The sequence below is a fragment of the Pseudomonas sp. DR48 genome (assembly GCF_019823085.1).
In the GTDB taxonomy this organism is placed as follows: Bacteria; Pseudomonadota; Gammaproteobacteria; order Pseudomonadales; family Pseudomonadaceae; genus Aquipseudomonas.
Genome location: NZ_CP081946.1, coordinates 5091850 through 5107692, shown reverse-complemented (window position 1 = coordinate 5107692; position 15843 = coordinate 5091850). Strand labels below are relative to the sequence as shown.

Below are 15843 nucleotides of genomic sequence, written 5' to 3'. Positions count from 1 at the left end.
CCCCTCAGTCGAGCAGGTCAGGTTCTTCGGTGCGGATCAGATCCCACAACGGCAGGAAGTTGAGCCAACCGAAAAACTCATGACGAGCCTTGTCTTTTCCACCTTCAAGCAAGTCTGCCTGCGGTAACAGCGGCACTCCTGCCGAGTGCGCCAACAGATGAGCGCGTGCCGTGTCTTCAGCGAGGATAAATCGCCAGGCAGCACTTTCCACCGACTCCCCGGTGACCCACAGGCCGTGGTTCTGCCAGACCAATAAATTATTATCGGCAAAGGTCTCGACGAACGCCTGGCTGACAATGTTCCGGTCCTGTTCCAAGGCGCCGCTGGCCGTGCGCAAGTCGTGGCGGCGAAACAACACCTGGTCGTCTTGAAAGGCCCCGGCTTCGGCGGTAATCGGGTCGAACAAACGCCCCAGCGACGACCACACCCGACCGTGGAATGCATGCAGGTGAGCAATGCCGACGACTTCCGGGCGTGCCTGCTGCAAATCATGGTGAAGTTCAAGGGCACTGGTGTTGAGCAAGCCATCGCCCTCCACCACCTGACCATTGCCATCGACACGCAGCAGATGGGAAACCGTTATTTGCGAGAACGGCACGCCGAGTGGGTTGATCCAGTACTGCTCAGGATGGATCGGGTCGCGAGCGGTGAAATGCCCGGCAACGCCGACTTCATAGCCAAAACGGGCAAACAACCGGTAAGCCGCGGCGAGGCGTTGCTTGCGATGCAGACGCTCCAGCAATGGATCGTCATGTCGGGGGACGCTCCCCAGGGTCAGGCGATTGTTGTCGGAAGGCAGCGTGTAGATGGTTTGGGGAAAACGCTTTTCATTGCTCATTCGGGTAGACCCTGATCAGGCACTCGGATTGCGTGCAGTTTTTTCAAAGGCGAACGAAACCGTGGCTCGGGCGCTGCCGGCATCGAGATCGTGATGGTTTTTTTGCGGGGACTGGCGTCAGGCCATCCGTTAGGAGCCACGCGCACAGCGACAGGATTAAGGTCAGGTAGTCATGATCAGGAAGTCCTCGCAGATGGGTCAGGCTTAATGCTCTCCTCCACCGTGCGAGGGGTCGGGTCGAGTTACTCTCAGAGGAAGACCTCTGAAGTAAAAGATATTCGTCTAAGAATCGCCTGTAAAAGGCTTTGTAGTTATAAGTTAATAATTAGTTTATTTAATATTTATTAACTTCGTTATCAGTAATTTGCATTTCATTTTGGATCAGCCGACGTATACAACCCTGCCCCCGCGCCTCCGCGTAAACGGCGAAAGAGCAACAGCGAAAAACCACAGACAAGCCCACTGAACAGCATCACCAGCGTGATGTCGTCGACCGTCACTTGCCGATGGCCGCGCCAGCGCTGTACCAGCCCCAAAATCGTCGCAGCCAGCCCCACCGAAAAACTCAGGCTCAATTGCATGGACATCGCCGCCAGACTGCTGGCCCGACTCGACAGTGCTGACGGCACATCGGCATAGGTCAACGCGCCGAGAGTGCTCATCTGCAGCGAACGCGCCAGCCCTCCGACAAACAGCAAGCCAATGACCAGCCAATACGGCGTATCGGCCCGAAATGTCGAGCAGACGGCCACTGACAACCCTCCCAGCACTGCGTTGCCGACCAGCGTCTGGCGGAAGCCGAAACGCTGGACAATGGACGCCGCCAGGAACTTGATCGCCAGCGCCCCGGCCCCGCCGGCAAACGTCAGTAGCCCTGCGGACAGCGGGCTCAGACCAAAACCGAGTTGAAACAACAGCACCAGCAAAAACGGCAAGGCACCGCTGCCCAATCGGAACAGATTGCCGCCCCAGATGGCGATGGAAAATGTCGGGATGCGCAGTAATGTCAGGTCGATCAGTGGCCGCTCGCAGCGTCGCGCATGGACAACGTACAGCCAGGCGAATCCCAGGCCGACGATCAGCAGCACTCCAATCGGCAACGGCGCCAGCAACCCATGGCCGAGGGCTTCAAACGCGAACACCAGACAGGCCAAGCCACCAGCGCTGAGCAGCAGCCCCTTGCCATCGAGCCTGCCCGCCTCGCCTGCCGGATAGTCTGGAATGAATCGCCATACCAGCCACAGTCCCAACAGGCCAATCGGCAGATTGATGAAAAAGATCCAGTGCCAGGAGACATAGGTCACCAGCAGACCGCCCAGCGGCGGCCCGATCACCGGCCCCAGCAATGCCGGCGCGGTCAGAAAGGCCATGGCCCGAAGCAGGTTGTCTCTCGAAGACCAGCGCAGCAGTATCACTTGCCCCACCGGCACCATCATCGCCCCGCCCGCCCCTTGGGCCAGACGCGCCAATGACAGTTGCAGCAATGAACCGGACAAGGCGCACGCCAGGGAGGCCAGCGTAAACAACGCAATGGCGGCCAGAAACACCCGCCGTGGGCCAAAGCGATCCGCCGCCCAACCACTGGCAGGCACGAACACCGCTGCCGCCAACAGGTACAACGAGACCACCAGATTCATCCGCAAGGCAGGCTCGCCAAAGTCCGCGGCCATTTGCGGCAATGCAGTCAGGACCGCCGTGGCATCCAGTAACTCCATGAATAACGCACAACCGGCAATCGCCGGCACCCGATAATCGAAAGGCCGACTTGCCGACATGCATAGTGCTCACATAGGTAAAGGTGATCAGGCCACCGCATCATTTTTGTTCGAAACGCTGCCCCTTGAGCACTGCGCTGATATGTTCACGCCCGTTCAACGTTTTGATGCTGCGCAAGCGTTCGACGGCCTGCTGCGACCAACTGGGCGTGCTCAGTCCCTGCTCTCGATAAAAGGTTGCGATGTGCTGGTCATAGTCTTCGATCAACTGCTGCTCCACAGACTGCCCGTAAGTTTCGCGGTGTAGCACGACCTGTTGCGGCAGTCGCGGTTTGACGACGCTCGGGTGTGCCGGGTCGGCATAGCCGACACACAAGCCGAAGACCGGAAAAACCAGCGGTGGCAGCTGTAATTCGTCGATGACGGCCGCGAGGTTATTTCGCAGTGCGCCGATGTACACACTGCCCAACCCCAGGGATTCCAACGCCACCACGGCATTTTGCGCCGCCAGCGCAGCGTCGATGCTGCTGACCAGCAGGCTATCGAGATAGGCCGGAGCGCCGAGCTCGATTTCGCGCCGTTCGGCCTGACGCTCGATACGCGACAGATCCGCCAGCCAGACCAGGAACAGCGGTGCCTGACGGATATGCGCCTGGTGACCGGCAAGTTCGGCCAGCCGCGCCTTGCGTGCTGGATCCTCGATCGCCACCAGGCTCCAGGCTTGCAGGTTGGAAGAGGTGGCCGCCGATTGCGCAGCCGCCACTAACACGTTCAACGTCCCTTCCGGCAGTGGCTTATCCAGATAGCTGCGCACACTGCGGTGCTGCACGAGCGACTCGATGATTTCATTCCACGGCGCGCCTTGCGGCAACTCGCTGTGTCGGTAGCGATAATTCAAGGACGAAGACATCTATGCACCCACCGCTTGCAAGGTTTCTGTTTGCGCAACTCGCGCAGCGCTGTGGCGATTGACCGGCACCGGCAAGCCCAGATGACCACGCAATGTGCTGTGGCTGTACTCGCTGCGGAACAAGCCGCGCTCACGCAGCAGCGGCAAGACTTCGTCGGTGAAGCGAGCAAATTCCCCCGGTGCGCCTACGCGGATGTTGAAACCATCAACGGCTCCTTCGACAAACCAGCGCTCTATCTCATCGGCAACGGTCTTCGGCGAGCCGACAAAATTCGAAAACGGTGCGGCAAACCGCCAGGCGGCCTGGCGCAGCGTCAACCCTTGATCACGCGCGACACGCTTGATGTGTTCGGCATGACCGCGATAACCGTTGCTGCCCAAATCACCCAGCTGCGGGAACGGTTCGTCGAGCGGATATTGGGTAAAGTCGTGATAGTTGAACGGGCGCCCCAGTTGCACCAAAGCCTTATGCAAATCCAGTTCGCCATGGCGCTCGCGGTCGATGGCCTGGGCCTGCTCGTCGGTATCGGCAATGATCGGGGCGATGCCTGGCAGGATGGTGACGTGATCGGGGTTGCGTTCGGCGGCGGCGGTGCGTTGTTTGATGTCGGCGTAGTAGGCGCGGGCATCCTCAAAATTATCCACGCCGGCAAAGATTCCCTCGGCGAAGTTTGCCGCCAGGTTGCGCCCGGATTCTGAAATACCGGCCTGGAAAATCACCGGTTGGCCTTGGGGCGAACGAGCGATATTCAGCGGCCCGGTAACGGAAAAAAATTCGCCTTGGTGATCGAGACGATGTTGACGTTGCGGGTCGAGAAAGACTCCGCTCTGCTTGTCTCGCACAAAAGCGTCGTCTTCGTACGAGTCCCACAACCCTTGCACCACTTGCAGATGTTCGCCGGCCCGGCGATAGCGCTCGGTGTGATCAATGTGCTGCTCGCGCCCGAAATTCCCCGCGGCACCTTCAAGCCCTGTGGTGACCACATTCCAGCCGGCCCGACCCCTGCTGATCAGATCCAGCGAGGCGAATTGTCGAGCGACGTTGAACGGCTCGGTATAGGACGTCGTCAATGTGGCGACCAGACCGATCTTCGACGTTGCCCCGGCGACGGCGGATAACAGCGTCAGGGGTTCCAGGCGATTGAGAAAATGCGGGGCCGATTCCGGGGTGATGTAAGGGCTGTCGACAATGAAGATCAAGTCAAACTTTGCCGCCTCCGCTTGTTGGGCCTGCTGGCGATACCAGTCGATATCGATGCTCGCATCACCGGGTATCTCCGGGTGCAGCCATTCGTTCTGAGCGGTACCGACGCCAGTGAGAATGGCGCCGAATTTGAGTTGTCGTGGTGAAGTAGACATCTGGATTTTCCCCCGGAGATGGCAGCATAGCTAGCCTTTGGAGGATGACCTTATGCGTTGGAAATACGCTTGTGAAATGCTTTGTTGATCTATCCTAATTATGAAAAACAATGATCTTGTACTAATTTATTATTCTTCTAGCGCATATCAACGCCACACAGCGCGACTACCTTGGCGTCGATCTGTAGGGACAGTACCTCTCCATTGCGCAATTGCCAGTCAAAGAAGTCCGAAAGATCCCGCCGAACCAACGCGCGGATGACCTTGGCGACAAAACCGTGGGCAACCAGCACGACGACCTGATGTGCATTGGCAGCCAGAAGCTCGTTTAACCCTGCCCTGATGCGTTCAAAGACTTGCTCGATGGACTCTCCGTCCGTAGGAGCCAATGCCCACCGTCGAGTGATGTTTTGCACCCACAACTCGGGATAGCGCTCTCGCGCTTCGTGTTGTGTCAGTCCTTCGAATACGCCAACGCTTCGCTCTCGAAACGCGTCCAGCGTACGCACCGTCAGTAAACCATCGACAAAGATGATTCGAGCCGTTTGCTGAGCCCTGCGTAGTGGAGAGGCCACAACACTGTCAATATGCGCAGGTAGCTTCGTCCTCAACACCATTGCCTGCACGACTCCGTTTTCGTTGAGTTGCGCATCCAGCGAGCCTTGATAGCGACCTTTTGCATTGGCCTCGGTTTCGCCGTGGCGAACAACATATAGCTGCATTGATCTTTCGCTCCAAGAGTGGCAACAGTTAAGTCATCGACGGTGGCTCGAAAGCCGTTACGGGCGGCAACGCCTGATTCCACTTCACAATGTCCACCGAGGCGGTTTGCGCCGAGCAGCCCTGGGACAGACTTGATGAACCGATATCAGCGGTGACCATGTTCGGGTTGCCGTGTTTATCCAGGCTGTTTCGCTCACCTTTCACCAACGGATCGAACCAGGCCCCCGTGGCGATCTGCACCACACCCGGGCGGATTCCATCCGAGACAATCACCCCGGCCAGAAACGCCCCGCGCTCGTTGAATACCTTGACCACGTCGCCATTGACAATGCCCCGGGCGTGCGCGTCCGCAGTATTGAGGGTCAAGGGCTCACGCTGCTGGATTTTCGAGGAGCGGCTGTAGGCGCCATGATCGTATTGGCTGTGCAAACGGGTTTTCGGTTGGTTCGACAGCAGTTGCAACGGGTACTGCGCCACAGGTTTGTCCAGCCACACCGGGTGACCGGGGCAATCGGCGTAGCCAAAACTCGCGATGCGTTCGCAGAAGATTTCGATCCGTCCCGAAGGCGTCGGCAGCGGATTGGCCTCCGGGTCTTCGCGGAAGGCTTTGAGCAATACCGTATCGGTATCGGGGTAGGCAATTTCGAACAGGCCATCTCGCCAGAACGCGTCGTAGTCCGGCAGCTCAATTCCCTGTTCCTGCGCCCTGCCCCGGGACTCGTCATAGGTAAAACGCAGCCACGCCTCGGCGTCACGACCTTCGGTGAATGACTCGCCGAACTCCAGACGCTCGGCGACATCGGCCAGAATCGAATAGTCGTCCCGGGATTCGCCCACCGGCTTGATCGCCTGCTTCATTGCGATCATGAAGCGGTCCGACGCGGAGCTGCCGATATCGTTGCGTTCCAGGGCCGTCGTGGCCGGCAGCACGATATCCGAATACTTGGCCTGGGCAGTCCAGAACTGCTCATGGACAACGATGGTTTGCGGCCGCTTCCAGGCCTCCAGCAGACGGTTGAGGTCTTGATGGTGGTGAAAAATGTTACCCCCCGCCCAATAGACCAGACGTATGTCCGGGTAATGCATCTGCTTGCCGTTGTAGTCGAACGGGGCTCCCGGATTAAGCAGCATGTCGGTCACCCGCGCCACCGGAATGAAGTCCCTGACCGGATTGACCCCTTGGGAAAAGCGCGGTCCGGAAAACGCTTTGCGACCGCTACCCGTGTTGTTCATGCAGCCATAGCCGAGGCCGAAACCACCGCCCGGCAGGCCGATCTGCCCAAGCAGCGCGGCCAGTGTCACCGTCATCCAGAACGGCTGTTCGCCGTTCACCGCTCGCTGCAAGGAGTAGGCAATGTTGATCATGGTGCGCTTGCAGGCCATGCGCCGTGCCAAGTCGATGATTTGCGGTGCCGGGATGTCTGTCAGGGCCTGCGCCCATAACGGGTCTTTGGGCTGGCCATCGACATGACCGAGCAGGTATTGGCGAAACCGCTCATAGCCGACCGTGTAGCGCCGGACGAAGTCCTCATGGTGCAAACCCTCACTGACCAACACGTAAGACAACGCCATCATCAGCGCCGTGTCGCTGCCGGGGCGCACCGGTAACCATTGAATATTTGTCGGCCCTGCCAGGTCTTCGCGCAAGGGACTGACGTTGACGAACTGCACGCCGGCCTCGGACATCTTTTCGAGTGCCCGGGACAGCAGGTGATCACTGGCCCCGCCGGGGCTGGTCTGGGCGTTTTTCGCAGGCAGGCCACCGAAAGCGACGAACAACTCGCAATGCTGCGCCAGGTTTTTCCATGAGGTATGCGCGGCCAGCAACCAATCCATGTTGCCGACGATATGTGGCATCAGCACCCGCCCGGCGCCAAGGCTGTAGCTGTCCATGCTGAACACGTAGCCACCGAACAGATTGAGGAAGCGATGCAACTGACTCTGGGCGTGATGGAAGCGTCCGGCACTGCCCCAACCGTAGCTGCCGCCGAAAATCGCCTGGTTGCCATGCTCGCTCTTGACCCGTTTCAGTTCCCGGGCGACCAAGTCCAGCGCAACCTCCCACGACACTTCGACGAAGGGTTCCTGACCGCGCCGCTCGGGGTGAGATCCAGGCTCGGCGAGGTAACTGCGGCGCACCGCCGGCCGCATTATCCGCGTTAGCGAAGTAATGGCCTCGGGAATCGACGCCCCGATGGGCGACGGATCAGAGTCCCATTCAACAGGCACCATCGCATGCAGCTTTCCGTCGACAACCTGCGGACGGTACGCGCCCCAATGCAGCGAAGTGAAACTCATGGCACCCCCCCAGTTACACCCAGCAGATCACATATGGGAGCGGGCTTGCTCGCTCCCGCCCCCATTATCACCAGCTTTCGCCGAGCCCCAGCAACCCCATGATCTGGCGTCTCAGATCCACCAGATAAGGATCGTCGCGATGACGCGGATAAGGCCGTTCGATGGTCAATTGCGCTTTAATCGCTGCCGGTCGGTCACTGAATACGATCACTCGATTGGCCAGCAGCAAAGCCTCTTCAACATCATGGGTCACCAGCAGCGCGGTGTAACCCTGACGTTGCCACAAGTCGATCAACTCTTTCTGCATGGTAATGCGGGTCAGCGAATCCAGCTTGCCTAATGGTTCGTCGAGAATCAGTAGCCGCGGTTCGTTGACCAACGCCCGGGCCAACGCGACACGCTGGGCCATACCCCCTGACAATTGCCGTGGATACGCCCGGGAGAACTGACTGAGCCCGACTTTTTCCAGTGCCTCATCGACCTTGGCGGAATGGGCTTTAAGGATACCCTGGGCTTCCAGGCCAAGGGCAACGTTGTCCCACACACGCCGCCACGGGTACAGCGTCGGGTCCTGGAACACCACGACCCGGCTTGGGTCCGGACCGGTAATCGGGATGCCATCAGCCAGCAAAGCGCCGGAATCCGCAGGTTCCAGCCCCGCCACCAGTCGCAGCAACGTGGACTTGCCGCACCCCGACGGTCCTAGCAGCGCAACGAATTCACCGGGCGCCACGTCAAGGGACACCTGCTCCAGAACCGGCAAGTGCTGACCGTCCAGGGCGAAACCATGACTCAGGTTCTCAATGCGCAAGGCCAGCCCTGCTGACGCTGTCGCGGTTGTTGCCGGTGCCAGCGCTACCATTTCATCGCTCCTTTTTGCCAGGCCAGTAACCGGTCACGGATCAGGAACAGCACAGAGATCAACCCCGAACAGGCCAGTGCCATGACCAACAACGCCGCGTACATATTAGCGTAGGCCGCCCACCCCTGAGCCCATTGCAAGTACCAGCCGATGCCGGATTTGACGCCCATCATCTCCGCAACCACCAGGGTCGAGAATGAGGCACCCAGGCCCATGAACAAACCGACAAATACGTGGGGCAACGCAGCCGGGATCGCCACTTTGAAAATCAGAAACCCCTGCTTCGCGCCCAACGTCCGGGCCACGTCGTAATAGGCTTTGTCGACACTGGCCACACCCGACCACGTCAACACCGTCACCGGAAACCAGGTCGCCAGAGCAATGAGAAATACGCTGGCACTCCAACTGCTGGGAAACAGAAAGAAGCACAGTGGCAACAACGCCGTCGAAGGCACCGGCCCGAGAATGCGCAACACCGGATGCAGCCAATAACCGATGCTGCTCGACCAACCGATGGCCACCCCTGCCGCAAACCCGGTGGCAGCGCCCAGTGCCAACCCGCTTCCAAGCAACAATGCCGAATGCCACAAGCTGTCGACCAGACGCGGCCAGTCTTCAACGTAGACCGCGAGCAAGGCTTGCGGCGGTGCAAAAAATGGCACTGCAAGCATGCCCAGCTTGGCGGTGAGCAGTTCCCAGATGCCCAGCAAAATCGGTAGCGCGATCAACCAGGCTCCAGCGGCACGAGTGCGCGCGGCGATCTTGGGCGACCAGTGACCAATGATGCCCAGCAGCCCGATCAACGCTGCCACCGCCAGGCACAGATTCGCCAGGCCATGGGTCATCGGCCAGACACGCGTGGCATTGGGCCAATAGCTGATCAACATCGCAACCACCACCCATGCCGTCACTGCGACCGCGCCTTGGCGCCAAAGCTTGAATACCCACGGTCGGGCGGATGCGGCCAACGTCGAAACATCAGCTGAAGACATCGGCGGTGATCTCCTTGGCGAACTCGCCGGCGTCGGTACCCTGACTGATCACTTCCACGGTTTTCAGGTCGGTGACGTAGGTGGTGATCTCCTTGGTCAGCAACGAGCCGACGGCGTGATGACCGTGGGTATGGTCGTGCAGGATGGCCTCGACTTCTTCGGTGGAAGTATTCAGCGCATAGGCCTGGAAGCCCTTGGCCACGGCCTCGGGGTTTTTCACCGAGTAATCGTGGGCCTCCAGAATCGCCTGGGTCAGGGCTGCGGCCACGCGCTTTTCCTCGCGCACCAGTTTGCCAGTGATGCCGACGACGCAGCAGCTGAGGTTGGCGTACTCCTCGACCAGGTTGGTGGACAGCTCCTGGGCTTTGCCGGTCTTGATCAGGCGATACATGAACGGATCACTGCCGCTGACTGCCTGCACTTCACCGCGCTCCAGTGCTGTGCCCAGCAGGTCGGCCGGGTACAGTCGCCATTCCACATCCCGCACCGGATCGATGCCGTGCTTTTTCAGCAGGATCGAGAAGAAGTTACGGTCCGGGCTGGCCATGTCGGTCACGCCGATGGTCTTGCCCTTGAGGTCTTCGAGCTTATGGACGTTGCCGTTTACTGCGCTGAGCAAACGCAGGCAACCGCCGTGAGTGCCAGCGGTGAGTTTGACGTCGAAGCCCTGCTCCAGCGCCTTGAGCCAGCGCAACGCCATGCCGACACCAGCATCAGCCTTGCCGGTGGCGATGGCTTCAAGCAGCACTTCTGTGGAGTTGCCAAAGTTGACCAGTTCGACATCGAGGTTGTGCTTCTTAAAAAAACCCTGACCGTGGGCGATGACCACCGGCGCCAGGCAAACCGCGTTGAGGTTGACCGCCAGTTTCAGTGCACGCGGGGCGTCCAGACGAATGAATTCGCCCGTGTTGGCGGGCTCGCTGGCGCTATCGACAGCATGGCCGGCGTGCTCATCCGCCGCCCGGCTAAAGCGCGGCAACGACATCAGCAGCGGACTCGCCAGGGCAACACTGGCCAGCCCCAGCAGGTGGCGACGGGTCAAACGATCGAAAACAGCCATTCAAATATCCCTTTGGTTAATGGAGGTAGTTCAGTCCTTCAGCTCGCCGAGCTCCAAGTGCTCGCGCAAGGTCGAACCCTCATAAGCACGACGAAACAAGCCTTTGCGTTGCAGATGGGGAATCACGCTTTCGACGAATTCGCTGAACGAACCCGGCAGATAGCCCGGCGAAATGACGAAACCGTCGCAGCCGTCGCCAAGGAATAGCTCGGCAAGTTGATCGGCGATTTGTGCGCCGGTACCCACCAGTTGCGGCACGCGAACGCTGCTGGCAAAAATCCGACCCAGTTGCTCCAGCGTGGTCTCGGCACCTTGCATCAACAGCTTTTCGGCGGCCGCAGGATGGATCAGGGGCGATTGGGCAATCTCGGCCAGCGTTGCCGATAACGGAAACGGTGACAGGTCGACATTGAGCTGTGAGGCCAGCGTCACCAGCCCCAGTTCAGGACGTGCCAGTGCGTTGTGACGATCACGCTTTGCCCGTGCTTCGGCCTCGGTGCCGCCAATGAACGGCATCACCGCCGTCAGCACTTTGCAGCTGTCGGCCTCGCGCCCTTGTTGCACGACCTGCGCACGTACGTCGTCGCGGAAGGCGCGCATGGCGCTCAGGTGCGGATGAATGGTGAAGATGGCTTCCGCCCAACGCGCCCCGAAACGCCGACCGCGACCGGACGAACCGGCCTGGATCAGCACCGGTCTTCCTTGGGGCGTGCGCGGAATATTCAGGGGGCCTTCGACCTTGAACCACTCGCCACGGTGCTGCACCGACTGGATCTTCGATGGATCGGCCAGCTCCCCGCTTTCGCGATCGAGCTTGAGCGCGCCGGGTCCCCAACTGCGCCACAGCTTCAACGCCACTTCGACAAATTCGTCGGCACGGTCGTAACGCAGGTCATGCTCAAGGTGCTTGTCCTTGCCGAACAGGCGCCCTTCGCTGTCGTTCATTGAGGTGACGATGTTCCACGCCGCGCGGCCCTTGGACAGGTGATCCAGGGTGGCGAATTCGCGGGCGATGTGCGCGGGTTCGTAGTAGGTCGTGGAGCGGGTTGCACCCAGGCCGAGCTTGCTCGTTTGCCCGATCAGGTAAGACAGGATCGGAAGCGGGTCCAGACGTGTCGCATCCTGAGCGCCATAACGTAACGCCAGATCCCGGGAGCCGCCCATCTGGTCACCGACCGCCAGGCGATCGGCGAAGAACAGGAAGTCGAACAGCCCCTCCTCCACGACTTTGGCTACGCGCGCGTAATACTCGGGGTCGAGGTAATTGCCGACGGTTTCAGGGTGACGCCAGACAGCGTGACTGTGAACGACAGGGCCCGTCAGCAAGAAGGCTGACAGATGAATTTGACGACTCATGGCAACGCTCCCCTACTTCGCCTTCGGCGTCCAGACTGCGATGTCGGAAACCTTCAACGGCTTGGGCGTCAGCTTCGCCGCGTAATAGGTGTCAGCGATGCGTTGTTGCTCGGCCAGCTCGTCGACCTTGACCGGGACAATGTCATAGCTGCGGCGGGTATTCGCCAGCTCCACGGTGGCGGGAGGAATGTTGCCCCACAGCGGGCCGAGTATCTTCGCGGCCTCTTGTGGGTGCGCTTTGACCCACTGCCCTGTCTCGCGCAAGGTATCGAAGGTGACTTGCAACACGTCCGGGTGTGCGCTGGCGAACTTTGTCGTCGCCAGGTAGAAGCGGTTGTAGTCGGCCACGCCGTCCTTGCCATCAGCCAACACGCGCACGTGATGATCCAGTTGTTGGGTCGCCAGGAACGGGTCCCAGATAGCCCAGGCATCGACACTGCCGTTGGCGAATGCGGCCCCACCATCCGGTGCTTCGAGGTAACGTGGAGTGATGTCGGCGAGGGTCAATCCGGCTTTTTTCAACGCGCAAATCAACAGGAAATTGCTGCCCGAGCCCTTGGAAACCGCGACGGTCTTGCCCTTCAGATCGGCAACGCTGCGGATCGATGAATTGTCCTGAACGATGATTGCCTGGGCGCCAGACGATGGGTTTTCCCGGGCGTAGTAGGTCAATGGCGCATCGGCAGCCTGAGTGAACAGCGCAAAGGCGTCGGCGACGTCGGCATGCAAATCGACACTGCCTGCGTTTAGGGAACTGAGCAGGCCGGTGCTGAATTCATGCCAGTTGACGGTGAAGCCCAAGGGCTTCAGTCGCTCTTCCAGTTGGCCGTTTTGCTTGAGCAATATCCATAAGGTCGATGAACGCTGGTAGCTGATATCAATGGCTTGCTGGGCGTGTGCCCCGGCGGCGACGAACAACAGGCTGGCGGCGATGATGAGTTTTTTAAACGTCATGAAAGGCCTTGATAGGATTGGGGCGGCGAGGCTGAGGGAAAAAACCGAGTCAGCAGTGTTGCGTCCAGCAAGACTCGAAGGCCTAAGCTGAAAACAGCAATGATTATATTAATGATGAAAGATTATGAAAGAATCATATAACGCTAAGGTTATTCCTGTTTTGGCGAGTGGTCCTGAGTTGGGCGGCGTGACCGCGCACCCAGTCGGCCAGTGAATCGAGGGTGTCTGCCATTGGTTTCAGGTACAGAGGCATCATCGGCCCATCTCTCCCTGGGGCCGGTCAGCACATCGTAAAACGCCCTGCTCAAGATGATCCCAGCATCGACTCGGCGGACTTCCCTGTCCAATGATCAAACGTGCTGACTTATGCGGTTGGGTTCGAATTCGACGGCCTCAGGCAAGCGTCAGGAATAACGCCGAGGTCCAGACTCTGGACTGATCCCGCTGACGCGCGCAGATGAACAACGGATGCTCACGACCCGGTTGCAGGTTGAGTCGCGCCAACTCGATCTTGCCTTGCAGCTCGCGCGGCAGCGACGCCGCGGTTGTTCGCTCAAGCGAGACTTTCAACTCGGCGCCCGGCAGCTCTTCGACCACTTGGGATTGCGCCAGCAGTTCTTCCCCGGACAGTTCCATCAGTACGGTCGGCGCGTGCACGTAGGGTTGCGGTTCAGACGGGTCGCCGACCTTGATGTAGTTGTCGATGCGGCTGTGGATCTGCAACGTCGCGCCGGCCAATTGCGACAGGTCGATCTCGATGCTGTCAGTGTCGCCGTTGGTGTCGGTACGAAAGGCCAGGACCGTTGCATCCTTGCGCCAGACGGTTTGCTCGGGGTGATCCAGACCCAGGGCACGAAAGCCATTGATGACGGCCCCGGTCACGCGAATTTCGCCGGTCCAGTAAGCGCCGCGATAACGGTCCTTGATCCGTGCACCACCGAGGCGCAGACGAATGCGCTGGGCGGAAAACCCTAACTCCTGGTGCAGGTTGCGCGACCAGATCAGCTTGTCGCCATCGAACAGATCGACCTGCTCCCAGCCCGCTTCGCCCAGCAGTCGATAATCCAGCGTGGCATTCGAATCGGCGCTGAAGACTTCCCCCATAAAGTGTTGGCCCTGGCGCAGGCTGGCAAACGAACGCTCGCCGGTGGTGGCAAAGGTGCGACGGGCACGAAGTGCCTTGCCGACACTGGCGCGGTCGAACGCCTCAGCGACCACACCGGTCAGTCCGCCGCGCGAGCCGAACACCGCCGTGGCCGGCACCCCGCCGCCGCAACGGCCCTGATGCTCATCGCTGTTGGCTGCGGCACCGACCCGATAACCGCGCTGAAGCGCCTCGGCGTAGACCCAATGGAATTGCCCCCAGGCCGAGCCGACTTCGATCAACCGTTCCAGCTCCGGGTGATGCCAGTCGAGGTTGCAACGGCGCCCACCGACATGGGGCATCATCAGGTGGCCTTCGGGATCTTTGGCATACGCGGCATACAACTCGTCCACCGGCCAGGCGCCTGGCTTGATGGTGCCGGCGGTGAACTCATTCCACTCAAAAGAGCGCACCAGCCGCCCTTGATTGTCGAAAGGAAACTCGGGCTTTCGATCGTGCAGGAACACCACATTGCGGTCGCCACCGGCACAGGAGTTACCGCACCATTCGGTGCCGGGATAACACACAAAACGGCCCGGCTCGTTGAGTTCGTGAATCAGGTTGACCGCCTGATCCCAGCGTTGCTCGGTGATATTGAAATCATTGGCGGTGTAACCGAGGACATCGAGGCCGGCGACATCGCGGCCGTAGCTGAGGTTGTACAACGTGTCGTTGGTGCCCACGGTGTCATCCGAGTGCACATGCAGGTCCGCGTAGAGCGGACGCAATGTCGTTCCTGCCGGGTCGACGCTGACGAAAGCCTGGGCGCCACGGACGAAAGGCCCCTCCACTTGCGCCGACAATCGCCACTCGCCTAGCGCACCGAGATCAAAACCTTCGAGCCGGGCTGTGGCCCAACCTTCAGTTGCCAAAGTGAAGGGTTGTTGCCGCTCGCCCCCTTCAGGATCAACGAGAGTCAGGACACCCTTGAGCGGCAAGTTGCGGCACGTGTTGCCCCAGGCGTCATCCACCCTGAGCAGAACGTCGAACGCCTCACCGGCGCTGACCAGTCGAGGAACAATCAGCTGCACGCTCTGCGCCGCTCCCGGCACGATGTTCAGCAAGGGATCGCCCGGCACTTCGGCAAATTTCGAGCTGCCCAACGGGTCGATGAACATACGGAAACGGAAGTCCTTCTCAACGAAACTCTGTACCCGTGTCCCCGCGCCGCCCTGACGACGATCGCCCAGGCGGATGGTGATTTTGTCCCCGGGATTCAGGTAACCGTCGACGATGTCGATGATGATCGCTTTCTGAAACGGCCGTTCATGGCCCTTCTGGTCGAAGCGCACTTTCAAGTGCTGCACCGTGGCCTGGCTCTGACCGGGAACCAGCTCACCGGCCTGATATTCGGCGCTGACGTAGTTGGGCCCGGCAGGATTCGAGGTCTGGAACAAGGCCCAGTCGGAGTAGAACTTGAAGGCCAGTTTCAACCATGCGCCGTCGGCCAGGCCACTTCCACCCACCTCGTAGATCAGGGTGATTTCATCCCAATGACCGGCGATCAGGGTGTCACGGTCACAGTGGACACTGCCCAGGAACGGGCGTTTCTTGTTGCGTTCGTAGAGGCCTTGCGGGGCAATGTAATGCCCGGCTTCGCGGGGATCGAAAACGTTACTCACATGACACCTC

Annotated in this window: 12 protein-coding genes; all 12 read right to left on the bottom strand. The window is 59.8% G+C overall.

Features of this window, described 5'->3' with window-relative positions:
- Positions 1-4: 4 nt before the first annotated feature.
- The gene (locus K5K95_RS23250) at positions 5-838 is read right to left on the bottom strand and encodes a class II aldolase/adducin family protein (RefSeq protein WP_222586304.1); all 834 of its coding nucleotides are present in this window, start codon (positions 836-838) and stop codon (positions 5-7) included.
- A gap of 371 nt (positions 839-1209) precedes the next feature.
- Complete coding sequence (locus tag K5K95_RS23245) at positions 1210-2613, bottom strand: MFS transporter (RefSeq protein ID WP_222586303.1); 1404 nt, start codon at positions 2611-2613, stop codon at positions 1210-1212.
- A 40-nt stretch (positions 2614-2653) separates the two neighbouring features.
- A complete protein-coding gene (locus K5K95_RS23240; RefSeq protein ID WP_222586302.1) occupies positions 2654-3463 on the bottom strand; it encodes an NADPH-dependent oxidoreductase in 810 nt (269 codons plus the stop codon).
- On the bottom strand, positions 3464-4822 hold the full coding sequence (locus tag K5K95_RS23235) for an LLM class flavin-dependent oxidoreductase (protein WP_222586301.1): 1359 nt from the start codon (positions 4820-4822) through the stop codon (positions 3464-3466).
- A 137-nt stretch (positions 4823-4959) separates the two neighbouring features.
- Positions 4960-5544 (bottom strand): histidine phosphatase family protein, encoded by a 585-nt coding sequence (locus K5K95_RS23230; protein WP_222586300.1) that lies wholly within the window; start codon positions 5542-5544, stop codon positions 4960-4962.
- A gap of 28 nt (positions 5545-5572) precedes the next feature.
- Complete coding sequence (locus K5K95_RS23225) at positions 5573-7843, bottom strand: molybdopterin guanine dinucleotide-containing S/N-oxide reductase (RefSeq protein WP_222586299.1); 2271 nt, start codon at positions 7841-7843, stop codon at positions 5573-5575.
- A 67-nt stretch (positions 7844-7910) separates the two neighbouring features.
- Positions 7911-8705 carry an ABC transporter ATP-binding protein gene (locus tag K5K95_RS23220; RefSeq protein ID WP_222586298.1) on the bottom strand — a complete coding sequence of 265 codons (795 nt, stop codon included), beginning with the start codon at positions 8703-8705 and terminating at the stop codon, positions 7911-7913.
- Positions 8699-9697, bottom strand: coding sequence for an ABC transporter permease (locus K5K95_RS23215; RefSeq protein ID WP_222586297.1), 999 nt, complete (start codon positions 9695-9697; stop codon positions 8699-8701). The genes K5K95_RS23220 and K5K95_RS23215 overlap by 7 nt, the downstream gene beginning before the upstream one ends.
- Positions 9684-10757 carry an ABC transporter substrate-binding protein gene (locus tag K5K95_RS23210; RefSeq protein ID WP_222586296.1) on the bottom strand — a complete coding sequence of 358 codons (1074 nt, stop codon included), beginning with the start codon at positions 10755-10757 and terminating at the stop codon, positions 9684-9686. Before K5K95_RS23210 ends, K5K95_RS23215 begins: the two co-directional genes overlap by 14 nt.
- Positions 10758-10787: 30 nt before the next feature.
- Positions 10788-12113, bottom strand: coding sequence for an LLM class flavin-dependent oxidoreductase (locus tag K5K95_RS23205; protein ID WP_222586295.1), 1326 nt, complete (start codon positions 12111-12113; stop codon positions 10788-10790).
- A gap of 12 nt (positions 12114-12125) precedes the next feature.
- On the bottom strand, positions 12126-13067 hold the full coding sequence (locus K5K95_RS23200; RefSeq protein WP_222586294.1) for an aliphatic sulfonate ABC transporter substrate-binding protein: 942 nt from the start codon (positions 13065-13067) through the stop codon (positions 12126-12128).
- A gap of 393 nt (positions 13068-13460) precedes the next feature.
- Positions 13461-15833 (bottom strand): hypothetical protein, encoded by a 2373-nt coding sequence (locus tag K5K95_RS23195; protein ID WP_222586293.1) that lies wholly within the window; start codon positions 15831-15833, stop codon positions 13461-13463.
- Positions 15834-15843 lie beyond the last annotated feature (10 nt).

Coding starts and splice junctions, on each gene's coding strand:
- K5K95_RS23240 (WP_222586302.1), bottom strand. CDS start 3,463: ATGTCTTCGTCCTTGAATTATCGCTACCGACACAGCGAGTTGCCGCAA.
- K5K95_RS23235 (WP_222586301.1), bottom strand. CDS start 4,822: ATGTCTACTTCACCACGACAACTCAAATTCGGCGCCATTCTCACTGGC.
- K5K95_RS23215 (WP_222586297.1), bottom strand. CDS start 9,697: ATGTCTTCAGCTGATGTTTCGACGTTGGCCGCATCCGCCCGACCGTGG.
- K5K95_RS23210 (WP_222586296.1), bottom strand. CDS start 10,757: ATGGCTGTTTTCGATCGTTTGACCCGTCGCCACCTGCTGGGGCTGGCC.
- K5K95_RS23245 (WP_222586303.1), bottom strand. CDS start 2,613: ATGTCGGCAAGTCGGCCTTTCGATTATCGGGTGCCGGCGATTGCCGGT.
- K5K95_RS23220 (WP_222586298.1), bottom strand. CDS start 8,705: ATGGTAGCGCTGGCACCGGCAACAACCGCGACAGCGTCAGCAGGGCTG.
- K5K95_RS23250 (WP_222586304.1), bottom strand. CDS start 838: ATGAGCAATGAAAAGCGTTTTCCCCAAACCATCTACACGCTGCCTTCC.
- K5K95_RS23230 (WP_222586300.1), bottom strand. CDS start 5,544: ATGCAGCTATATGTTGTTCGCCACGGCGAAACCGAGGCCAATGCAAAA.
- K5K95_RS23205 (WP_222586295.1), bottom strand. CDS start 12,113: ATGAGTCGTCAAATTCATCTGTCAGCCTTCTTGCTGACGGGCCCTGTC.
- K5K95_RS23225 (WP_222586299.1), bottom strand. CDS start 7,843: ATGAGTTTCACTTCGCTGCATTGGGGCGCGTACCGTCCGCAGGTTGTC.
- K5K95_RS23200 (WP_222586294.1), bottom strand. CDS start 13,067: ATGACGTTTAAAAAACTCATCATCGCCGCCAGCCTGTTGTTCGTCGCC.